General features: G+C 63.3%; 18 protein-coding genes. 13 read left to right on the top strand and 5 right to left on the bottom strand.

Annotation, left to right across the window (positions count from 1 at the left end):
- The first annotated feature begins 151 nt into the window (after positions 1 to 151).
- Positions 152 to 442, top strand: coding sequence for a DUF3175 domain-containing protein (locus ACZYHG_RS18385; protein WP_464614723.1), 291 nt, complete (start codon positions 152 to 154; stop codon positions 440 to 442).
- Between the two features lie 7 nt (positions 443 to 449).
- Here ACZYHG_RS18385 and ACZYHG_RS18380 read toward each other — a convergent pair whose 3' ends face one another.
- Together ACZYHG_RS18380 and ACZYHG_RS18375 are read right to left on the bottom strand one after the other, a co-directional pair.
- The gene (locus ACZYHG_RS18380; RefSeq protein WP_464609771.1) at positions 450 to 1,226 is read right to left on the bottom strand and encodes a FadR/GntR family transcriptional regulator; all 777 of its coding nucleotides are present in this window, start codon (positions 1,224 to 1,226) and stop codon (positions 450 to 452) included.
- Positions 1,227 to 1,332: 106 nt separating this feature from the next.
- Positions 1,333 to 2,223, bottom strand: a complete 891-nt coding sequence (locus ACZYHG_RS18375) for an NAD-dependent epimerase/dehydratase family protein (protein ID WP_464609770.1) — start codon at positions 2,221 to 2,223, stop codon at positions 1,333 to 1,335.
- 68 nt (positions 2,224 to 2,291) lie between these two features.
- On the opposite strand from ACZYHG_RS18375, the gene ACZYHG_RS18370 reads away from it, so the two are divergent.
- Positions 2,292 to 3,281, top strand: a complete 990-nt coding sequence (locus ACZYHG_RS18370; RefSeq protein WP_464609769.1) for an NAD(P)-dependent oxidoreductase — start codon at positions 2,292 to 2,294, stop codon at positions 3,279 to 3,281.
- A gap of 96 nt (positions 3,282 to 3,377) precedes the next feature.
- Here ACZYHG_RS18370 and ACZYHG_RS18365 read toward each other — a convergent pair whose 3' ends face one another.
- Positions 3,378 to 4,160, bottom strand: a complete 783-nt coding sequence (locus ACZYHG_RS18365; protein WP_464609768.1) for a FadR/GntR family transcriptional regulator — start codon at positions 4,158 to 4,160, stop codon at positions 3,378 to 3,380.
- Between the two features lie 180 nt (positions 4,161 to 4,340).
- Positions 4,341 to 5,330, bottom strand: coding sequence for a sugar-binding protein (locus ACZYHG_RS18360; RefSeq protein ID WP_027057834.1), 990 nt, complete (start codon positions 5,328 to 5,330; stop codon positions 4,341 to 4,343).
- A gap of 490 nt (positions 5,331 to 5,820) precedes the next feature.
- Here ACZYHG_RS18360 and ACZYHG_RS18355 point away from each other — a divergent pair, with 490 nt between their 5' ends.
- From ACZYHG_RS18355 to ACZYHG_RS18305, 11 genes are all read left to right on the top strand, one after another.
- On the top strand, positions 5,821 to 6,561 hold the full coding sequence (locus tag ACZYHG_RS18355) for an ATP-binding cassette domain-containing protein (RefSeq protein WP_464609767.1): 741 nt from the start codon (positions 5,821 to 5,823) through the stop codon (positions 6,559 to 6,561).
- A 36-nt stretch (positions 6,562 to 6,597) separates the two neighbouring features.
- A complete protein-coding gene (locus ACZYHG_RS18350; protein ID WP_027029824.1) occupies positions 6,598 to 7,596 on the top strand; it encodes an ABC transporter permease in 999 nt (332 codons plus the stop codon).
- A gap of 183 nt (positions 7,597 to 7,779) precedes the next feature.
- Positions 7,780 to 8,607 carry a helix-turn-helix domain-containing protein gene (locus ACZYHG_RS18345; protein ID WP_464609766.1) on the top strand — a complete coding sequence of 276 codons (828 nt, stop codon included), beginning with the start codon at positions 7,780 to 7,782 and terminating at the stop codon, positions 8,605 to 8,607.
- Between the two features lie 113 nt (positions 8,608 to 8,720).
- Positions 8,721 to 9,164 (top strand): SRPBCC family protein, encoded by a 444-nt coding sequence (locus ACZYHG_RS18340; protein WP_464609765.1) that lies wholly within the window; start codon positions 8,721 to 8,723, stop codon positions 9,162 to 9,164.
- Positions 9,165 to 9,189: 25 nt separating this feature from the next.
- Positions 9,190 to 9,984 (top strand): FAD binding domain-containing protein, encoded by a 795-nt coding sequence (locus ACZYHG_RS18335; protein WP_464609764.1) that lies wholly within the window; start codon positions 9,190 to 9,192, stop codon positions 9,982 to 9,984.
- Positions 9,985 to 10,046: 62 nt separating this feature from the next.
- The gene (locus ACZYHG_RS18330; RefSeq protein WP_464609763.1) at positions 10,047 to 10,529 is read left to right on the top strand and encodes a (2Fe-2S)-binding protein; all 483 of its coding nucleotides are present in this window, start codon (positions 10,047 to 10,049) and stop codon (positions 10,527 to 10,529) included.
- Positions 10,530 to 10,654: 125 nt separating this feature from the next.
- Positions 10,655 to 12,022 carry a xanthine dehydrogenase family protein molybdopterin-binding subunit gene (locus ACZYHG_RS18325; protein WP_464609762.1) on the top strand — a complete coding sequence of 456 codons (1,368 nt, stop codon included), beginning with the start codon at positions 10,655 to 10,657 and terminating at the stop codon, positions 12,020 to 12,022.
- 1 nt (position 12,023) lies between these two features.
- The gene (locus tag ACZYHG_RS18320; protein WP_464609761.1) at positions 12,024 to 13,028 is read left to right on the top strand and encodes a xanthine dehydrogenase family protein molybdopterin-binding subunit; all 1,005 of its coding nucleotides are present in this window, start codon (positions 12,024 to 12,026) and stop codon (positions 13,026 to 13,028) included.
- Between the two features lie 8 nt (positions 13,029 to 13,036).
- Positions 13,037 to 13,918 carry an AAA family ATPase gene (locus tag ACZYHG_RS18315; RefSeq protein ID WP_464609760.1) on the top strand — a complete coding sequence of 294 codons (882 nt, stop codon included), beginning with the start codon at positions 13,037 to 13,039 and terminating at the stop codon, positions 13,916 to 13,918.
- A 199-nt stretch (positions 13,919 to 14,117) separates the two neighbouring features.
- On the top strand, positions 14,118 to 15,254 hold the full coding sequence (locus ACZYHG_RS18310; protein WP_464609759.1) for a vWA domain-containing protein: 1,137 nt from the start codon (positions 14,118 to 14,120) through the stop codon (positions 15,252 to 15,254).
- Positions 15,254 to 16,141: an amidohydrolase family protein gene (locus ACZYHG_RS18305; protein ID WP_464609758.1), complete on the top strand. Its 888-nt coding sequence runs from the start codon at positions 15,254 to 15,256 to the stop codon at positions 16,139 to 16,141. The genes ACZYHG_RS18310 and ACZYHG_RS18305 overlap by 1 nt, the downstream gene beginning before the upstream one ends.
- Positions 16,142 to 16,187: 46 nt before the next feature.
- Here ACZYHG_RS18305 and ACZYHG_RS18300 read toward each other — a convergent pair whose 3' ends face one another.
- Positions 16,188 to 17,453 carry an ABC transporter substrate-binding protein gene (locus ACZYHG_RS18300; RefSeq protein WP_464609757.1) on the bottom strand — a complete coding sequence of 422 codons (1,266 nt, stop codon included), beginning with the start codon at positions 17,451 to 17,453 and terminating at the stop codon, positions 16,188 to 16,190.
- Between the last annotated feature and the right edge of the window lie 37 nt (positions 17,454 to 17,490).

Genomic DNA, 17,490 nt, shown 5'->3' with positions numbered 1-17,490 from the left:
AACCGGCTGCCGTTTGCACCACTATCGGCGCATTCTCGGCGCGCAGCAGCGCCACGGCGGGCAAATCCGTGGCTCCAGAGCGAATGTGGAGGCGGAACCGACGCCAATCTCTGGAGTTCTCCGACCAGCAACCGGCAAAGGAGTGCCTGCCATGACCGCTGCCAAACAAAAATGGTCAGCCGACGTAACCGAGCACAGCGATGCGATGGATCTCGAGGATCACATCTTCGAATCCGACGATGCCAGGAAGATCGCCGCCTCGCTCAAGCGATCGGCTGAACACAGCCATCGCCGCAAGGCCGAACCCTTTCAATCCGCCATGTCGATGCTGAATTTCTACATCAACCGCGCCGGCAAGAACCTTCCCGCCGCGCGCAAACAAGTGTTGGAACGAGCCAAGGACGAGTTGCGGGTGGCATTCGGTCGCGAGAAGGAAGATTAGTTACGGCCTAGCGCGACTTGATCACGTGGTCGGTGTTGGCGAGGAGTTTGCGCACAGCCGCCCGCGCCGCGTCCGGCCGCTGCAGGCGGATGTTCTTCTCGATCGCCTCATGCAGCTTCTGCGCATGATTGAGGTCGTCCACGGCCCGCGTCGTAAAGGTAAACAGATGGTCGAAGGCGGATTCGATCAGCACACCGAGCGGCACGAGCAGGTCGTTGCCCGAGGCACGCAGGATGGCCAAATGAAAGCGCGTGTCGGCGCGGGTGCGCTCCTGCAGGCTGGTCGCCGCCCCCATCTCGCGGCAGGCCTGGCTGATCTCGGCCATCTGCTCTTCGGTGCGCCGCATGGCGGCAAAGGCAGTCGCCTCGGGCTCGATGATGTGGCGGAATTCCTGCACGGTCTTCAGGAACACCTCGCGGTCGGGCGATGTCGCGTACCAGGCCAGCACATCGCGATCGAGCAGGTTCCAACGCTCCTTGGGCTCGACCCAGCTGCCGATCTTGGGGCGTGAGGCAAGCAGGCTCTTGGCCATCAGCATCTTGATCGCCTCGCGCACCGCCGAGCGGCTGACGCTGAAGGTCTCCGACCATTTCGCTTCATTGGGCAGGATGGTGCCGGGCGGATAGTCGCCGCGCACGATCCTCAGGCCAATTTCACTGGCCAGCGAGCCGTGCACGCTGGCGCCCGGAATGCGCGCCGCGTCGGGCCGGCGAACACCGGCCGGGCGCTCGGCGGCTGCCGGCTTTTTCGGCGATTTTTCCTTGTTCGGCTTCGCGTCCCGCATATGCTTCAGAAAGGCCGGTTTACGGAAGCTGTCAAGCGCCGCAAGCGGGTTCGCCCCCAAAGCGGGCCGCTGTGCACAGATCAGGCCACGCCTGACGCTCTCGGTCCTACTTCACATATTTGCGCCAGCTGTGCTCCGGCCGAAAACCGAGCATGTCGCGCGCCTTGCGGTTCGACAGCAGCGTCTCGTATTCACCAAGTTCAGCCTTGACCGGCACGTTGGGATAAAACCGCTTCAGGAGTTCGGCCGTCGGCAGGTCGGACGAGGTGTCGTCATTGGCGGCGTTGAACACCTGGTAGCCGAGGCCATCCTTTTCGATGGCGCGCAGCGTGATCTGGCCAAGGTCGCGCGCGTCGATATAGCTCCAGGCGATGCGCTTGCGGAAACCCGGATCGGCGAACCATTTCGGGAACAGCGAATATTCATGCGGCTCGATGACATTGCCGATGCGAAGAGCGTAGATGTCGGTGCCATTGCGCAGCGCAAATGCCCGCGCGGTCTTCTCGTTGACGATCTTGGAGAGCGCGTAGCTGTCCATCGGATCGACGTCATACTCCTCGTCGAGCGGGAAATATTGGGGATCGCGCGGCTCGTTGGCGAACACCAGGCCGTAGGTCGTCTCGCTGGAGGCGATGATCACCTTGCGGATGCCGAGCTTCACCGCCGCCTCAATGACATTGTAGGTCCCCATCGCGTTGATGCGGAACACCTCATTGTCGGGCGTGATCATGATGCGCGGGATGGCGGCGAAATGCACCACAGCATCGACCGGCTGCGGACGCAGCGACGGGTCGAATTCGTGCAGGCCCATATAGCTCGACAGCGCATTGAACACCTGCCCGCTGTCAGTGATGTCGGTGATCAGCGTGCGCACCTTGGGATTGTCGAGCGGCTTGGTGTCGATGTTGAGCACCTGATGGCCTTGTTCGACAAGGTATTGCACGACATGACGCCCAGCCTTGCCGCTGCCGCCGGTGAACATGATCCGCTTCGTCATTCTGGTCTCCATGACAGGCTCTGGAATTGACGTGTATTGTCAGACAATATTGCGTTCTGCAACCACATATGGCTAAAACGGCTACATCATTATCGATAATCCGGGATAGGACCGACGACATGAGCACCACCACCGCGCGCGAAAATATCGGCTTCATCGGCCTAGGCCTGATGGGACACGGCATCGCCAAGAACATCGTCGACAAGGGCTATCCCCTGACATTCCTTGGCCGCAAGAACCGCAAGCCGGCGGAGGACCTGTTGGGCCGTGGTGCCAAGGAAGCGGCGACCTCCCGCGATGTGGCGGCGGCATCCGACATCGTCTTCATCTGCGTCACTGGTTCGCGCGAGGTGGAAGCCATCATCCGCGGCCCCGGCGGCCTCAAGGAAGGCTTGAAGAAGGGCTCGGTTGTCGTCGACTGTTCGACCTCCGACCCGGTCTCGACCGTGGCCCTTGCAGCCGAGCTCAAGGCGTTGGGCATCGACTATGTCGATGCGCCGCTGAGCCGCACGCCGAAGGAAGCCTGGGAAGGCACGCTCGACGCCATGGTCGGCGCGCCCGACGCACTTTTTGCCAGGGTCAAGCCGGTGATCGAAACCTGGGCGGGGCGCATCGTCCATATCGGCGACACCGGCGACGGCCACCGCATGAAGCTGCTCAACAATTTCATCTCGCTGGGCTACGCCGCCCTCTATTCCGAGGCGCTGGCCCTGGCGGAAAAGGTCGGTATCTCACCGCCGCGTTTCGACAGCGTCATCCGCAACGGTCGCATGGATTGCGGATTCTACCAGACCTTCATGCGCTGGACGCTGGAAGGCGACCGCGACGCCCACAAATTCACCATCGCCAACGCCTTCAAGGACCTGACCTATCTCGAGTCCATGGCCGGTGCCGCCGGCATCGCCAACCCGCTCGGCAATGCCACCAAGAACTCCTTCGCGGGCGCCCATGCCAGTGGCCCGGCCGAACAGTTCGTGCCGATGCTGGCAACGCACATCGCCAAAGTGAACGGCGTCGACCTGATGCCGACGAAGGATGGCAAGAAGCAGACGATCTGAGGTGAGAAGTGGTCCGCGCAGCGGACGAAAAGCCAATTGCTTGGCTTTTAGAACTTCGAACGCCCTGAGCATGCGAAGGGCCGGCGCAAGCCAGCATCACCGCCGCCTGCTTCCGATCCCCTCATCGGTGTCGGCGAGCAGCTTGTGCACGGCGTTGCGCGCCGCCGCGGGACGCTGGAGGCGAATGGCCTTCTCGATCGCCTCGTGCAGCATTTGCGCCCGCCGCTGATCGCCGACCTGGCGCGTCGTGAAGACGAAGAGATGGTCGAGCGCGGACTCGATCAGCACACCGAGCGGCACCAGAAGGTCGTTGCCCGAGGCCCGCAGGATGGCGAGGTGAAAGCGCGTGTCGGCGCGGATGCGTTCCGGCAGGTTTGCCGCCTCGCCCATCTCGCGGCAGGCCAGGCTGATCTCGGCCATTTGCTCGTCGCTGCGCCGCATGGCGGCGAAGGCGGACGCTTCCGGTTCGATGATGTGGCGGAACTCCTGCACGGTGCGCAGGAACGCTTCGCGGTCGGGTGCGGTCGCGTACCAGGCAAGCACATCGCGGTCGAGCAAGTTCCAGCGCTCCCTGGGCTCGACCCAGCTGCCGATCTTGGGACGTGATGCCAACAGGCTCTTGGCCATCAGCATCTTGATCGCTTCGCGCACCGCCGAGCGGCTGACATTGAAGGTTTCGGCCCATTTGGCCTCGTTGGGCAGGATGCTGCCGGGCGGATAGTCGCCGCGCACGATCCGCAGACCAATCTCGCTGGCGAGCGAGGCGTGAACGCTCGATCCAGGAAAGTGCGCCGCATCCGCCCTGCGCACGACCACCGGATCGCGGTTGGCTTGCGCCCTGGCCCGGTTGGCTTTTTTCTTTGACGTCTCGTCCGGCATCCACGTTCCAATGCGTCGGCCGTCTGTCGTCCGGAAGGATCCGAACCCGCTCGGCGCGCCGATCCTGTTGCCGAAAATCCTAACTATGGACGCGTCAAAGCCGGAGCCTCTGGCCCCGCCACAGCGTCTCATCAGGGAATTGACGGGGCGCCCGGCAGCCGGGCGCCCCGTCATCGCAAACTACTTCTGGATGCAGGTGTCGACCGTGTCCTTGGTGCATTCGTCAAGGCCGGTGAACACCGGATCGGCGACCTTGGTGCCCTTGATGAGATCGATCATCACCGAAGGCGCCTTATAGCCCATTTCGAACGGCCGCTGGCCGACGAGAGCGGTCACAAGCCCATCCCGGGCGATCGCCACTTCGTCGCCGATCGTGTCGGCGGCGCCAATGACGAAGTCGTTCTTGGCCAGACGGTCCTTCAGCGGTCCGACCAGGTCGCGATAGGGCTGCGGCGCGCCGAACAGCGGCCAGCCGCCCATGATGCCGAAGGCATCGAGCTTGGGGTTGGCGGCGAGGATGTCGGTCATCGCCTGCACGCCCTTGGCGCCATCGTCATTGGTGAACACCGGGCAGCCGGCGACTTCGGTCCAGCCGCCTTCGCCGGCAAGTGCCGCGAGGCCTTCCTTGCCCGACAGCGCGTCACGCATGCCTTGCGCGCGGCGCAGGATGTTGTCAGCCGCAGGATTGCCTTCGATGGTGCAGATCGTACCGCCGTTCGGCTTGCCCTTCTTGATGTACTCGCCGATCTTCTTGCCCATCAGATAGTTGTCGGTGCCGAGATAGGTCTTGCGAAGGGCTGCATCCTCCTTGGCGAGGTCGGCGTCGATTGTCATGATCGGGATCGTCGGATTGGCGGTCTTGATCGTCTGCGCGATCAGCGGCGCATTGGACGGCGAAATCGCCATCGCTACCGTGTCGGCCTTGCTCAGCATATCCTGGACGATCTGCGCCTCGCCGGCCTCGTCGGAAGTCGATGCCGGTCCGGTGTAGAAGCATTCATATTCCGAGCTGGCGTTTTCCTTGTTCCACTTCTCACAACCCTGGTGGATGGCTTCGAAGAATGGATTGTCGAGACCTTTCACCACGATGACGAGTTGCTTCTTGGCCAAAGCCGGCCCGGCGCCCAGCGCCATGGCGGCGACGGCGGCAAGCAAAACTGTTTTCCTCATATCAGTCCTCCCTTGGAAACAGACGGACACGGCGTGCCCGCCACACAGACCAACCCGGAAGCGATGACAGAGGATCGTTATGCGAGCGCTCGTATCATCAAGCCAGGTCGATAAGCATTTTTTAGTTCGGTCAGCCAGATCCAGAGTGGGCTGGCAAGGACCGACAATTTCCACCAGACCTCGCGCGGCAAACCGGCAACAGGGTCGGCAGAGTACTCCTCCAGCACTCAGCTAATAACGGCGCGAAGCCAACGTCAATGCCATTTGTCCTACAAAACTGATTTTTCGAAATGGCAGAACCCGCGTCGCGGAAGTCGTCGACCTTATTTCCCCGACAATTGCCGGTTCTTATTCGTCTGACAATTGACGCCCGCGCGGGCATTTGCGTAGATGGACGTCAGCGCTGCTTCCGGGAGGAGCTGGGAGAGCGCCGCGAAAGCCGCGCCCGGTCGACCGGGAAAGCAGGCAGGCATAGGGAGGCAACAGGCTGGTGGCGGTTCTCGAACTCACCAATATTTCGAAGCATTTCGGCGCCATCCAGGCGGTCAACGACGTGTCGCTGTCGATCGAGCCCGGCCAGGTCGTCGGCCTGATGGGCGACAACGGCGCCGGCAAGTCGACGCTGGTCAAGATGATCGCCGGCAATTTCCGGCCGAGCCACGGCTCAATGCGCATGGACGACAAGGAACTGATCCTGCACAAGCCGGTCGAGGCGCGCCAGCACGGCATCGAGATCGTCCACCAGGACCTCGCGCTCTGCAACAATCTGACCGCGGCGGCGAACGTCTATCTCGGCCGCGAGTTGCGGCGCGGCGTCGGTCCGTTCCGCATTCTCGACTATGCCGCGATGTACAAGCGCGCCGGCCAGATCTTCGCCGAGCTGAAGTCCGAGACCCGGCCGCGCGACCTCGTCAAGCAGATGTCCGGCGGCCAGCGCCAGGCGGTGGCGATCGCCCGCACCAGGTTGTCGCAGGCCAAGATCGTGCTGATGGACGAGCCGACCGCGGCAATTTCCGTCAGGCAGGTGGCCGAAGTCCTGAACCTGATCCGCCGGCTACGCGACCAGGGTATATCAGTCGTGCTGATCAGCCACCGCATGCCCGACGTCTTCGACGTCGCCGACCGGGTCATCGTCATGCGGCGCGGTCGCAAGGTGGCCGACAAGACGATCGCGTCGAGCTCGCCCGAGGAAGTCACCGGGCTGATCACCGGCGCCATCGAACAGGTTTGATTTTCAAGCGTTTTCTCTATGGGGTAAAGGTCGACGATGGCACTGACAATTGACCAGCCGATCGTGCAAAAGCAGCAATCCTTGCTGACAAGGATGTTCGCCAGCCAGACCTTCTGGGTGGTGATAGCCGTGATCCTCGCCTGCCTGTTCCTGTCGTTTGCCACCGACGCCTTCGCCACCTCGAAGAACCTCTACAACATCACCCGTAATGTCACCTTCGTCGCTATCATCGCGCTCGGCATGACGTTCGTCATCATCACCGGCGGCATCGACCTGTCGGTTGGTTCGGTGCTGTGCCTGTCGTCAATGGTGCTGGCCGTCACCATGCATGCCGGCTACTCGATCGAAATCGGCATCCTCGCCTCGATCGCCACCGCGCTCGCCATCGGCGCCTTCAACGGCATTCTGATCGCCTATATCGGATTTCCACCCTTTGTGGTCACACTTGGCATGCTGTCCATCGCCCGCAGCCTGGCCATGGTTGCCTCCAACAACACCGTCGTCTTCCAGTTCGGGCCCGACCACGCCAAGCTGCTGGCACTCGGCGGTGGGGCCTGGGTGTTCGGCATTGCCAATCCGGTGCTCTACACCATCGTTCTGGCGCTGATCACCGGCTTCGTGCTGCGCTGGACAAAATTTGGCCGCCACATCTTCGCCATTGGCGGCAACGAGCACGCAGCAACGCTGACCGGCGTCCCGGTGAAGCCGATCAAGGTCGCGGTCTACATGATCTCGGCGCTGGCGGCCGGCATTGCCGGCATCATCCAGACCGGTTGGCTGGGTGCGGTCACCACCAATCTCGGCACCGGCATGGAGCTGCAGGTCATCGCCGCCACCGTCATCGGCGGCGCCAACCTCGCCGGCGGCGTCGGCACCGCCTTCGGCGCCATTGTCGGTGCTGCCCTCATCGAGGTGATCCGCAACAGCCTGGGCCTGCTTGGCATCAACGCCTTCTGGCAAGGCGTCTTCATCGGTGGCGCCATCCTGCTTGCAGTGCTGTTCGACCGCATCCGCAACTTCAGGCGCAGCGACTGATCCATCAATGCGTGGAGCCAAAGCGTTATTCTCTTTGGTACCTATCGTTCAGTCTGAAAATCCGTCGGCAGGCGGCACCAGACAAGCCAGCCAGGGACCCACGCCTTGACGCATGCCCGAACTCAGCCGCACAATCCTCGATGCAGGCGAAGGGAGGCCAGTCGTCTGCGGGAGGATAAGCCCATGACGGACGCGATCAGGCTCTACTGGGGCCGGTTCGGACATGTTTCTGTCCTGAATGTCGCAAGCGACTTCGTCACCCATGCCCATGTCGAGGCACATCTGATCATCTGGCTCGAAGGCACTGCCGGCGAGATGACCATTGGCCGCGAAACGGTCAAGCTTGGACCACACACCGCCGCCGGCATCAATTCCTTCCAGCCGCACAGCCACATCCTGTCGCAGAACGGCAGGCCGGGCCTGTTCCTCGCCTTCTACATCGACCCGGACTGGGCGCGGCGGCGACGCGACCTGCCCTCTTCCGCGCCGCTTTTTTCGCAGGCTGCCATCACGCTGGAGCCCTGGCTGCACCAGGCCGCCGCCAGCCTGCTCGACCATCTGACCGACAATGAAAGCGTCGACGACATCGCCAACTACGAGATCGAGCGCTTCATCGACTCAGTGCTTGACGCCGCCGACGCGTCGGCGCCGCCGGAGGCACGCGCACGCATCAACACCATGCAGGATTTTCGCGTCCGCAAGGCGATCCAGCTGATGCGGGCCAATGTCTGCGAGCGCATCTCCTTCGACGATGTGGCGCGCAGTGTCGGCCTGTCGCGGCCGCATTTCTTCGCTTTGTTCAAGGAACAGACCAATCTGACGCCCAACGTCTACTGGAACACGCTGCGCATGGAAGAAGCGGTGCGGCAGCTGCAGTGGTCGCAGGAGCCGCTGATCTCGGTCGCCTGCAATCTCGGCTTCACCACGCAAGGCAATTTCTCGCGCTTCTTCCGCGACCATGTCGGCGTGCCACCGACGCTTTACCGTGAGGCGGCGCGGGCAACGGCCTGAACCTTCAGTCCCTTTTTCAGACTGGTTGATACGCGACCAAGACGCATTGATAAGCGGCGCCGCGAACATCGCCCTACCCTTGCCCCAGACGAAAATTCGCAAGGGAACGTCTTATGGCAAAAGTCACCATTTCCAGCGTCATCGACGCGCCGGTCGAAAAGGTCTGGGCGCGCATACGCGACTTCAATGGCCTGCCGGGCTGGCATCCGCGCATGGTCGAGAGCCATATCGAGGACGGCAAGGACGCCTCAACGATCGGCTGCGTGCGCAATTTCGAGCTCGCCAGCGGCGCGCGCATCCGTGAAAAGCTGCTCGACTTCTCCGATGAGAACTTCCTCGTCAGCTATTCCATCCTGGAAACGCCGCAGCCGCTCACCAACCACAAGGCAACGCTGCAATTGCGCCGCGTCACCGATGGCGATCGTACCTATGCCGAATGGACCGCCAGCTTCGATGCGGCCCCCGAAGAAGCCGACAAGATCGCCGCGGGCATGGGCGCCAACGTCTTTCAGGGCGGGTTCAATGCACTGAAAACCCATTTTGCCGGCCAGAGCTGAATTGGGCTGAGAACAGGAGCGTTCCATGGCGCTTGCACTCCAGACTTTCGCATCGGTGAAGGATGCCAACGCGGCGCTGAAGGCGGCTGGCACGCGCTATCTCGGCGGCGGGACGCTCGTGGTCCGCGCGACCAATGAAGGCGATGTTTCGGTCTCCGGCCTTGTCAGGTCGACCGACCCGGCTTTGTCGGCCATCGTGGTCTCCGGCGGCATGGCCCGCATCGGTGCCTCGGTGACGATGGCGGCCATCGCCCTCCATCCGGAGCTCGGCGCGCTCGCCAAGGCTGCACGCGCCGTCGGCGGCCCGGCGATCCGCAACATGGCGACGATCGGCGGCAATCTATTCGCGCCGGCGCCCTATGGCGACTTCGCCGTTGCCTTGCTGGCGCTCGACGCCACGGTCAGCACTGATGATGGCGAATTGCCCATCGAGGCTTTTCTGGCCGGGCGGGACGGCACCCGTGCCATCGTCACGTCAGTCAGCTTCATCCTGCCGAAGGCTGACGGCTTCCGCTTCCTGAAAGTGTCGCGGGTCAAGCCCAAGGGCGTTTCGGTGCTCAGCATAGCCGCCGTTCTGGAACAGTCTGCCGACGGCACCATCTCCTCGGCGCGGATCGCGCTTGGCTGCATGGCTGACAGGCCGATGCGCGCCAAGGCCACGGAAAAGGCGCTCGAGGGAAAGACGCTTGACCGGGACGGCATCGCAGCAGCGCTGGCCGCCGCCACCGAAGGCACCGCGCCGATTACCGATCCGATCGCCAGCGCCTGGTATCGCGCTGAAGTCCTGCCGGTCCATCTCGGCCGGCTGCTGCTGACCTGAAAACACCCCGTTGGGGGGCGCGCGTCTGTCCGATCCGTCGGGCAGGCGCGCAAGGAGGAAACATGGCGAAGGTCCCGGTCCAGTTCACGCTCAACGGCTCCGAAAAGGCCGAATTCATCGATGGCGGCACGACGCTGCTCAACGCGTTGCGCGACAAGATCGGCGACACCTCACCGAAAGGCGGCTGTCACCAAGGCACTTGCGGCGCCTGCTCTGTCATCATCGACGGCGAACTGAGGCTCTCCTGCCTGACACTGGCTGAAGCTTGCAACGGGACGACAATCATCACGACATCGGGACTATCGGAAAGTGGCGTCTTGCATCCGCTGCAGCGCGCCTTCCTCGACACCTTCGCCACGCAATGCGGTTTCTGCACGCCGGGCATGATCATGGCCGCCAAGGTGCTGCTCGACCACACACCCAATCCCAGCCGCGAAGAGGTTGTCGAGGCACTGTCCGGCAACATCTGCCGCTGCACCGGCTACGAGCCGATCATCCAGGCGGTGCTCACCGCCGCCCGCGCCAATTCGCAGAACGCGGCCTAGAGCCGGATGATTTCAGGTCGAATCGACCTGAAATCTGAATCCGCCTCTAAATCAAAGAGAAAGAGCATGATGTCGTCCGAAAACCGCTTCACACTTTTCGGCATCATGCTCTGAGGGGAGCAAACATGGAACTGCGCAAGAGCTATTTCGCCGATGTCCGCAAGGACGATCTGCACGAGATCGGCCAGCCCCGGCCACGCTCGGATTCGCCCGGCCATGTCACCGGCAAAACCGCCTATTTCGCCGACCGCAACTTTCCCGGCATGCTGCATTTGAAGATGGTGCGCAGCCCGCATCACCATGCGCGCATCCGCTCGATCGACACGTCCGAAGCCGAAAAGCATCCGGGCGTGGTCAAGGTGCTGACCGCCAAGGATGTGCCGCACAACGTCTACACCATCCTGATCCTGATCCAAGTTGGGCCGGAGGACGAGACGGTGCTGGCCGACGGCAAGGTGCGCTGGAAGGGCGAGGCCGTGGTGGCGGTGCTGGCCGAAACCGACCGCGCCGCCCAGGAAGCCGCGGCCAAGGTCAAGGTCGACTACGAAGTGCTGCCGGCCGTCTTCGACATGGAGGAAGCGCTGAAACTGGGCGCGCCGCTGGTCAATGAATATCACGGCCAGAACTATTACCTCTATGACAGCGGCGCGTGCCGCAAGGTGCGCTTCGGCGATGTCGAGGCGGGCTTTGCCGGCGCCGATCATATTCTCGAACAGAGTTACCAGTCCTCTCCGATCGAGCACGCACCGACCGAGACCACCGGCTGCGTCGTGGCGCCCGAAGGCAATGACCGCTTCACCTGCTACACCAACACCCAAGCAATGTTCTTCACGCTCGACAACGCCTCGATCATCCTGCAGATGCCCGGCAGCAAATTGCATTTCGTCGGCGGCACCGTCGGCGGCGGTTTTGGCGGCAAGGTCGACGTCATCGTCGAGCCGATAGCCATCCTCGGCGCCAAACTGACCGGCAGGCCAGTATCCTTCATCTACAGCCGTGAGGAGGAGATGCAGATCTCGTCGCCGCGCGCGGCCGAAAAGGTCGTCATCAAGGACGGCGTCATGAAGGACGGCCGCATCATCGCCCGAAAGGTCACCGGTTATACCGATGCCGGCGCCTATTCGCGTCATTCGCCCTATGGCGCGCAGAAGGGTGCCGGCCACTACCCCGGCCCCTACACCATCCCCAATGTCTGGATCGACACCTATTGCGTCTACACCAACCGCACGCCGTCATCGGCCATGCGCGGCTTCGGTGTCACCATCGGCGACTTCGCGCTGGAGGTGCAGATGGACAAGCTGGCGCGGCTGATCGGCATGGACCCGCTCGAATTCCGCTTCATCAATGCTTATCGCGACGGCGACATGAAGGCGCATCGCCAGCCGACCGAGGGCGCGGCGCTGATCGAATGCATGCAGGAAGCCTCGCGCGCCGCCAACTGGCCGGTGGCGGAGAAGTACATGGCGATGTCCTCCTACAAGAACGGAGCTTGAGATGGCGATCCGGCGCGGACGCGGCGTTGCCGCGATCAACTATCCCACGGGCATGAACCTCGGCGGCGACCCAACACAGGCGCTGGTCCATTCGACGCCGACTGGCAATTTCATGGTGACGCTGTCGTCGGTCGATCTCGGCCAGGGCATGAAGCAGATCATGGCGCAGATCTGCGCCGAGACGATCGGCGTGCCGACCGACCGCGTCGTCGTCGACACCGCCGACACCGACACCGGCCCGCACTGCATGGGCACGTTTGCTTCGCGCGGCACGCACCGTGCCGGCAACGCCGTCATCCAGGCGGCGAAGGAAGCCCGCCAGGTGATGCTGGAAGTGGCGGCGGAAGAGTTGGAGGTCAACGCCTCTGACCTCGAGACCGACGGCCAGGGAAACATTCTGGTCAAGGGTGCGCCGCAAAAATCGATCTCGATCTTCGATGTCGCGCTGTCGGCGCATTTCAAACGCGGCCGCTCCATCTCCGGCCGCGGCATGTTCCTGATCCCGCGCTCCTATCCGGAGAAGGAAACCGGCGCGATGAAGCCGTCGACCTGCTACGCGCATGCCTGCACCGTGGCCGAGGTCGAGGTCGATGACGAGACCGGCGAAGTGACTGTGCTGACGGTGAAGAACGTCTTCGAGATCGGCCGTGCGCTGAACCCGAAAATGGTCGAGCAGCAACTGGTCGGTGGTTCCTGGATGGGCATCAGCCATGCGCTCTACGAAACGACCGAGCCCTACTATCCCAACCGCGATCATGGCGGCACCGACTTCAACCAGTATTTGATGCCGGGTCCCGGTGACCTTGCCCAAACGGAGATCATCGTGTTGGAGCGGCCATCGGCCGACGGGCCTTACGGCGCCAAGGGCCCGGGCGAAATGTGCGCCAATCCGCAGATACCCGCCGTCGCCAACGCCGTCTTCGATGCCGTTGGCGTGCGCATCGACACGCTGCCGATCACGCCGGAGCGCATCTTGCGTGCGCTCAAGGCGCAAGCGGCGAACTGAGGATCGAAATGAACGGGACAAGCGCCGAGACCGTCGCGACCTCGCCGGAGGCGGTGGCGCAGCATCTCGCCGCCTCGCGCTATCTGGCCGATGACAGCCTGGCCACCGCCATCTTCCTGGCGATCCGGCTGGGCAAGCCGCTGCTGCTCGAAGGCGCGCCCGGCGTCGGCAAGACGGAAGCGGCCAAGGCAATCGCCGAACTGCTCGGCCGCGATCTGGTGCGTCTGCAATGCTATGAAGGCATCGACGCCGCACATGCGCTCTACGAATGGAACTACCAGCGCCAGTTGCTCGCCATCCGCCATGCCGGCGAGCACGAAATCGACATCTATGACGACCGTTTCCTGATCGCCCGGCCTCTGCTGCAGGTGCTACGCGCACCGGAACAGCGCGTGCTGCTGGTCGACGAGATCGACCGTTCCGACCATGAGTTCGAAGCGCTGCTGTTGGAATTCCTCTCCGACTTCCAGATCAGCATTCCCGAGCGCGGCACGATCCGCGCTGCCGCCCAGCCGATCGTCATCCTGACCTCGAACCGCACCCGCGAACTCGCCGAGGCGCTGCGCCGGCGCTGCGTCTACCACTGGATCGGCTATCCCAATGCCGAACGCGAGGCCGCCATCATCATGCTGCGCGCCGGCGATGTGGCCGGGGCCACCGCGCGCGCTGTCGCCACAGCGGTGCAAACCATCCGCGCTCGACCACTGGCCAAGCCGCCCGGCATCGCCGAGGCGGTCGAATGGGCCAACGCCGCCACCATCCTCGAAAAAGGCGGCAGCCCCTGGCCGGAAGCCTTCCGCCGCGCCATTGGTGTGCTGATCAAGGACGAGGAGGATTTGTCCTACATCGCGCCGGAGCTTGGCCGGATCGTCGAGGAGGCGATGGGGTGAGCCGCGTCCTGATTTCGCAACGCTGGCGGGACAGCGCCCCTCTCTGTCCTGCCGGACATCTCCCCCTCAAGGGGGGAGATCATCTGTCATTCCGGTTTTCGCCAATCACCAACGTCGCAGAACCAGACGGCGCGTCGAAACTGCCAATCTCCCCCCTTGAGGGGGAGACGTCCGGCAGGACAGAGGGGGGCCACACGGAATGATGCGGGAAACAAGCTTGCCCCGTCCCGCCCAACCCTTCCTCGGTTTCGGCCGCCTGCTCCGCCGCTATGGCTTCGCCATCGCCCCCGAACAAATCACCAGCTTCATGCAGGCGGTGACCCTGCTCGGCCCCCGCTCGATGGCCGACATCCGCGAGGCCGCCCTTGCCACGCTAGCACCACCGCCCGACCGCCGCGACGAATTCGAAGCGCATTTCCAGAGCCATTTCTACGGCAACACTTCAGCCGTGGTCGAAGGCGATGCCGACGAGGAAACCCGCATCAAGGACGATGGCGGCGCCGACGACGAGCGGATCGAGGCCGAGCACAGCCAGGAAGGCGGCGAGCTGTCTTCGGCGCTGGAGCAGCTGAGCACCCGCGATTTCCAGCGTGATGACGACAGGCTGACCGCCTTCCGCCGCAAGCTCGCTTCCGCCCTGCCCGCGCGCCGCTCCTTCCGCACAGTGCGCACGCATTCGCGCGGCAAGCTCGACCTGCGCCGTTCGCTCAGGGAAATCGTCAGCGCCGACGGCGACGTGCCCTCGCCGCTGCTGCGCCGACGCCAGAGCGTGCCGCGCAAGCTGCTGCTGCTGATCGACGTCTCCGGCTCGATGAAGCTGCACACGGCGGACTACCTCAAGCTGGCGCATGCCGCCGCGCAAGGCGCCGACCGCGCCGAGATCTTCACCTTCGGAACGCGACTGACCCGGATCACCACCGCGCTGCGCATCCGCGACCGCGATCAGGCGCTGGCACGCGCGGCTGCCCAGGTCGACGACTGGGACGGCGGCACCCGCATGGGACCAACACTGCTCGCCTTCCTCTCGGTTCCCCGCTTCTCGTCCTTCGCGCGCGGCGCCGCTGTCGTCATCCTGTCGGACGCCCTGGAGCGCGGCGACCATGCCGAACTGGAAACAGCGATACGACGGCTGAGCGCCCGCGCCTTCCGGCTGTCGCTGGCGACTCCCTTGGCCGGCGACCCGCGCTTCCGGCCGGCCACGGCTGCACTCGCCGCCATCCTGCCTGACCTCGACGACCTCATCGACGGCTCGTCGGTAAAAAGCCTCACCGATTTCATCCTGTCGCTCGCCCGCCCTGCCCCCGCGGCATCGACAATCTGGAAAAGGGTATCGTGATGCAAAAGGCCATCGACGCGCATTTCCACATCTGGCGCCAAAAGGACCAGCCCTGGCTGGTCGGACCGATGGTGCCGCGCATCTTCGGCCCGTACGAACCGATCCGACGCGACTACCCGATTGGCGAATTCCTCGAAGATCAGAAAGGCTCGGGCGTCGAAAAGGCGGTCTATGTCCAGACCAACTGGGCCAAGGAGAATTTCGAGAAGGAGGTCGCCTTCCTGCAGAAGACCGCTGATGAGACCGGCTGGCCGCACGCCATCGTCGGCTATGCCGACATGACGGTCGACGATGTCAGGCCGCAGATCGACCGGCTGACGAAATACAAGCTGTTGTGCGGCGTGCGCATGCAACTCCACTGGCACGAAACGCCGGCTTTCCGCTTCGCCGCCTCTGCCGACCAGGTCATCGATCCGAAGGTGCGAGCCAACGTGGCGAGGCTGAAGGATTACGGACTATCGTTCGACCTGCAGCTTTTCCCCGCCCAGATGAAGGACGGGCTGGCGCTGGTCGGCGAAAACCCGCAGACCAATTTCATTCTCACCCATGCCGGCATGCTGACCGGCATGGAGCCGGAAACCACAGAGGCTTGGAAAGCCGGCCTGCGCACGCTGTCGGCAGCACCCAATTTCTACGCAAAGCTGTCCGGTCTCGGCACCTTCGTCCACCGCAACGAGCCGGCCCTGATCGCCTATATCGTCGATAACGCGATCGACATTCTGGGCGCGGACCACCTGATGTTCGGCTCGAACTTCCCGATCGAAAAGCTCTGGACCAGCCACGCCGAGCTGATCAAGGCACACCGCGCCGCGGTGGCGAAACACGGCGCGGCGGCCGAGGCCGATATCTTCTGGAACACGGCGGAGAAGGTTTACAGGCCCGTCTGACACAGAGCAGCCGCCGCGCTGGCGCGGCGGCTGCTCTGGAAAACCCTTACTGCGTCGGCAGCATGCCTTCGACGTCGCTGGCCGCGTCGGTGAGCGCTTCTTTGGGTGAGGCCGACTGGTCGACGATGCGCGACAGATTGTCGACGATCGTCTGCGTCACCTTCACCCCATTGGTGCCCGGGAAGGCATACCACGGAACCATCAGCGGCATCTGGCTGAGCCCGGCCTGGAACAGCGGGTTCTTCTTGTAGAAATCGCCAAGATAGTCTGATGATTTCGCAGCCAGCTCATTGTTGGGAACATAGCCTGTGCCGGGCACGACGACGGAAGCTCCATAGGGGCCGGCGGCGAATTTCGCGAACTTCCAGGCGGCTTCCTGCTTGGCCGCGTCCTTGGTCAGGATGACCACGGCATTGCCGCCGGTCGGCAGATGGCCGTTGACCGGATCGATCAGCGGGATCTTGGCGGTGCGCAGCGTGAACTTGTCACCGACATTCTTGATCGTGTTGACCAGAGCACCGGTGGTCTGGAATTCGAAGCCGACCTTGCCGGCCGCGAAGGCCTGTTCGCCCGCCGGCTTGGTGAAGACCGGCATGCCGCCCTCCTTCACCATGCGCTCGAGTATCTCCACCGCCTTCTCGCCTTCCGGCCCGTTGAAGGCGACCTTGCTTTCGTCCTCGTTCAGCATCTTGCCGCCGGCGCCGAACAGCAGCGCCGAGAACATCCAGTCGTCGCCCTGCCAGCGGAAGTCGATGCCGTCGACGCCATTGCCGAGCGCCTTGATCTTGCCACCGAGCGCGATGACCTCGTCCCAGGTCTTGGGCGGATTGTCCGGATCGCCACCGGCTGCCTTCACCAGGTCTGCATTGTAATACATGATCGGGTTGGACGTCGCGAAGGCCAGGCCAACCTGCTTGCCGTTGACCTGTGCCAGCTTCAGGATCGTGTCGGAGAAGCCGAGCTCCGCCATGTTGCCTTCCTTCTTGACCAGCGGGCCGAGATCGACGGCAACGTCCCGCTCGTTGAGCATGCGCAGGCGGTTGAGGCCGATAAAGGTGATGTCGGGCATCTCGTCGGTGCCGGCCTGGCGAAGAATGGTCTGGATGCCTTCTTCATAGGTCGCCGACGGGCTGGCGAACTGGATCTTGATATCGGGATTTTCCTCCATGAACTTCTTCGAGATCGTGTCCATGACGTTCTTGAAGAAGCCGGGCATCGGGTAGTGGACCGTCAGCGTCGTTTCGGCATGGGCCGGAAGGGCCGCCGCCAGCGACACCGCCGCCGCGGCGAAAATCCTGGAAATATGCTTCATTGCTCGTGCTCCTTGTTGGCGCAATTGGTTGTAGGCA

The sequence above is a fragment of the Mesorhizobium subarcticum genome, assembly GCF_055456085.1.
Note: the sequence above shows the minus strand (reverse complement) of the source record. Positions and strands in the feature narration are given on the sequence as shown.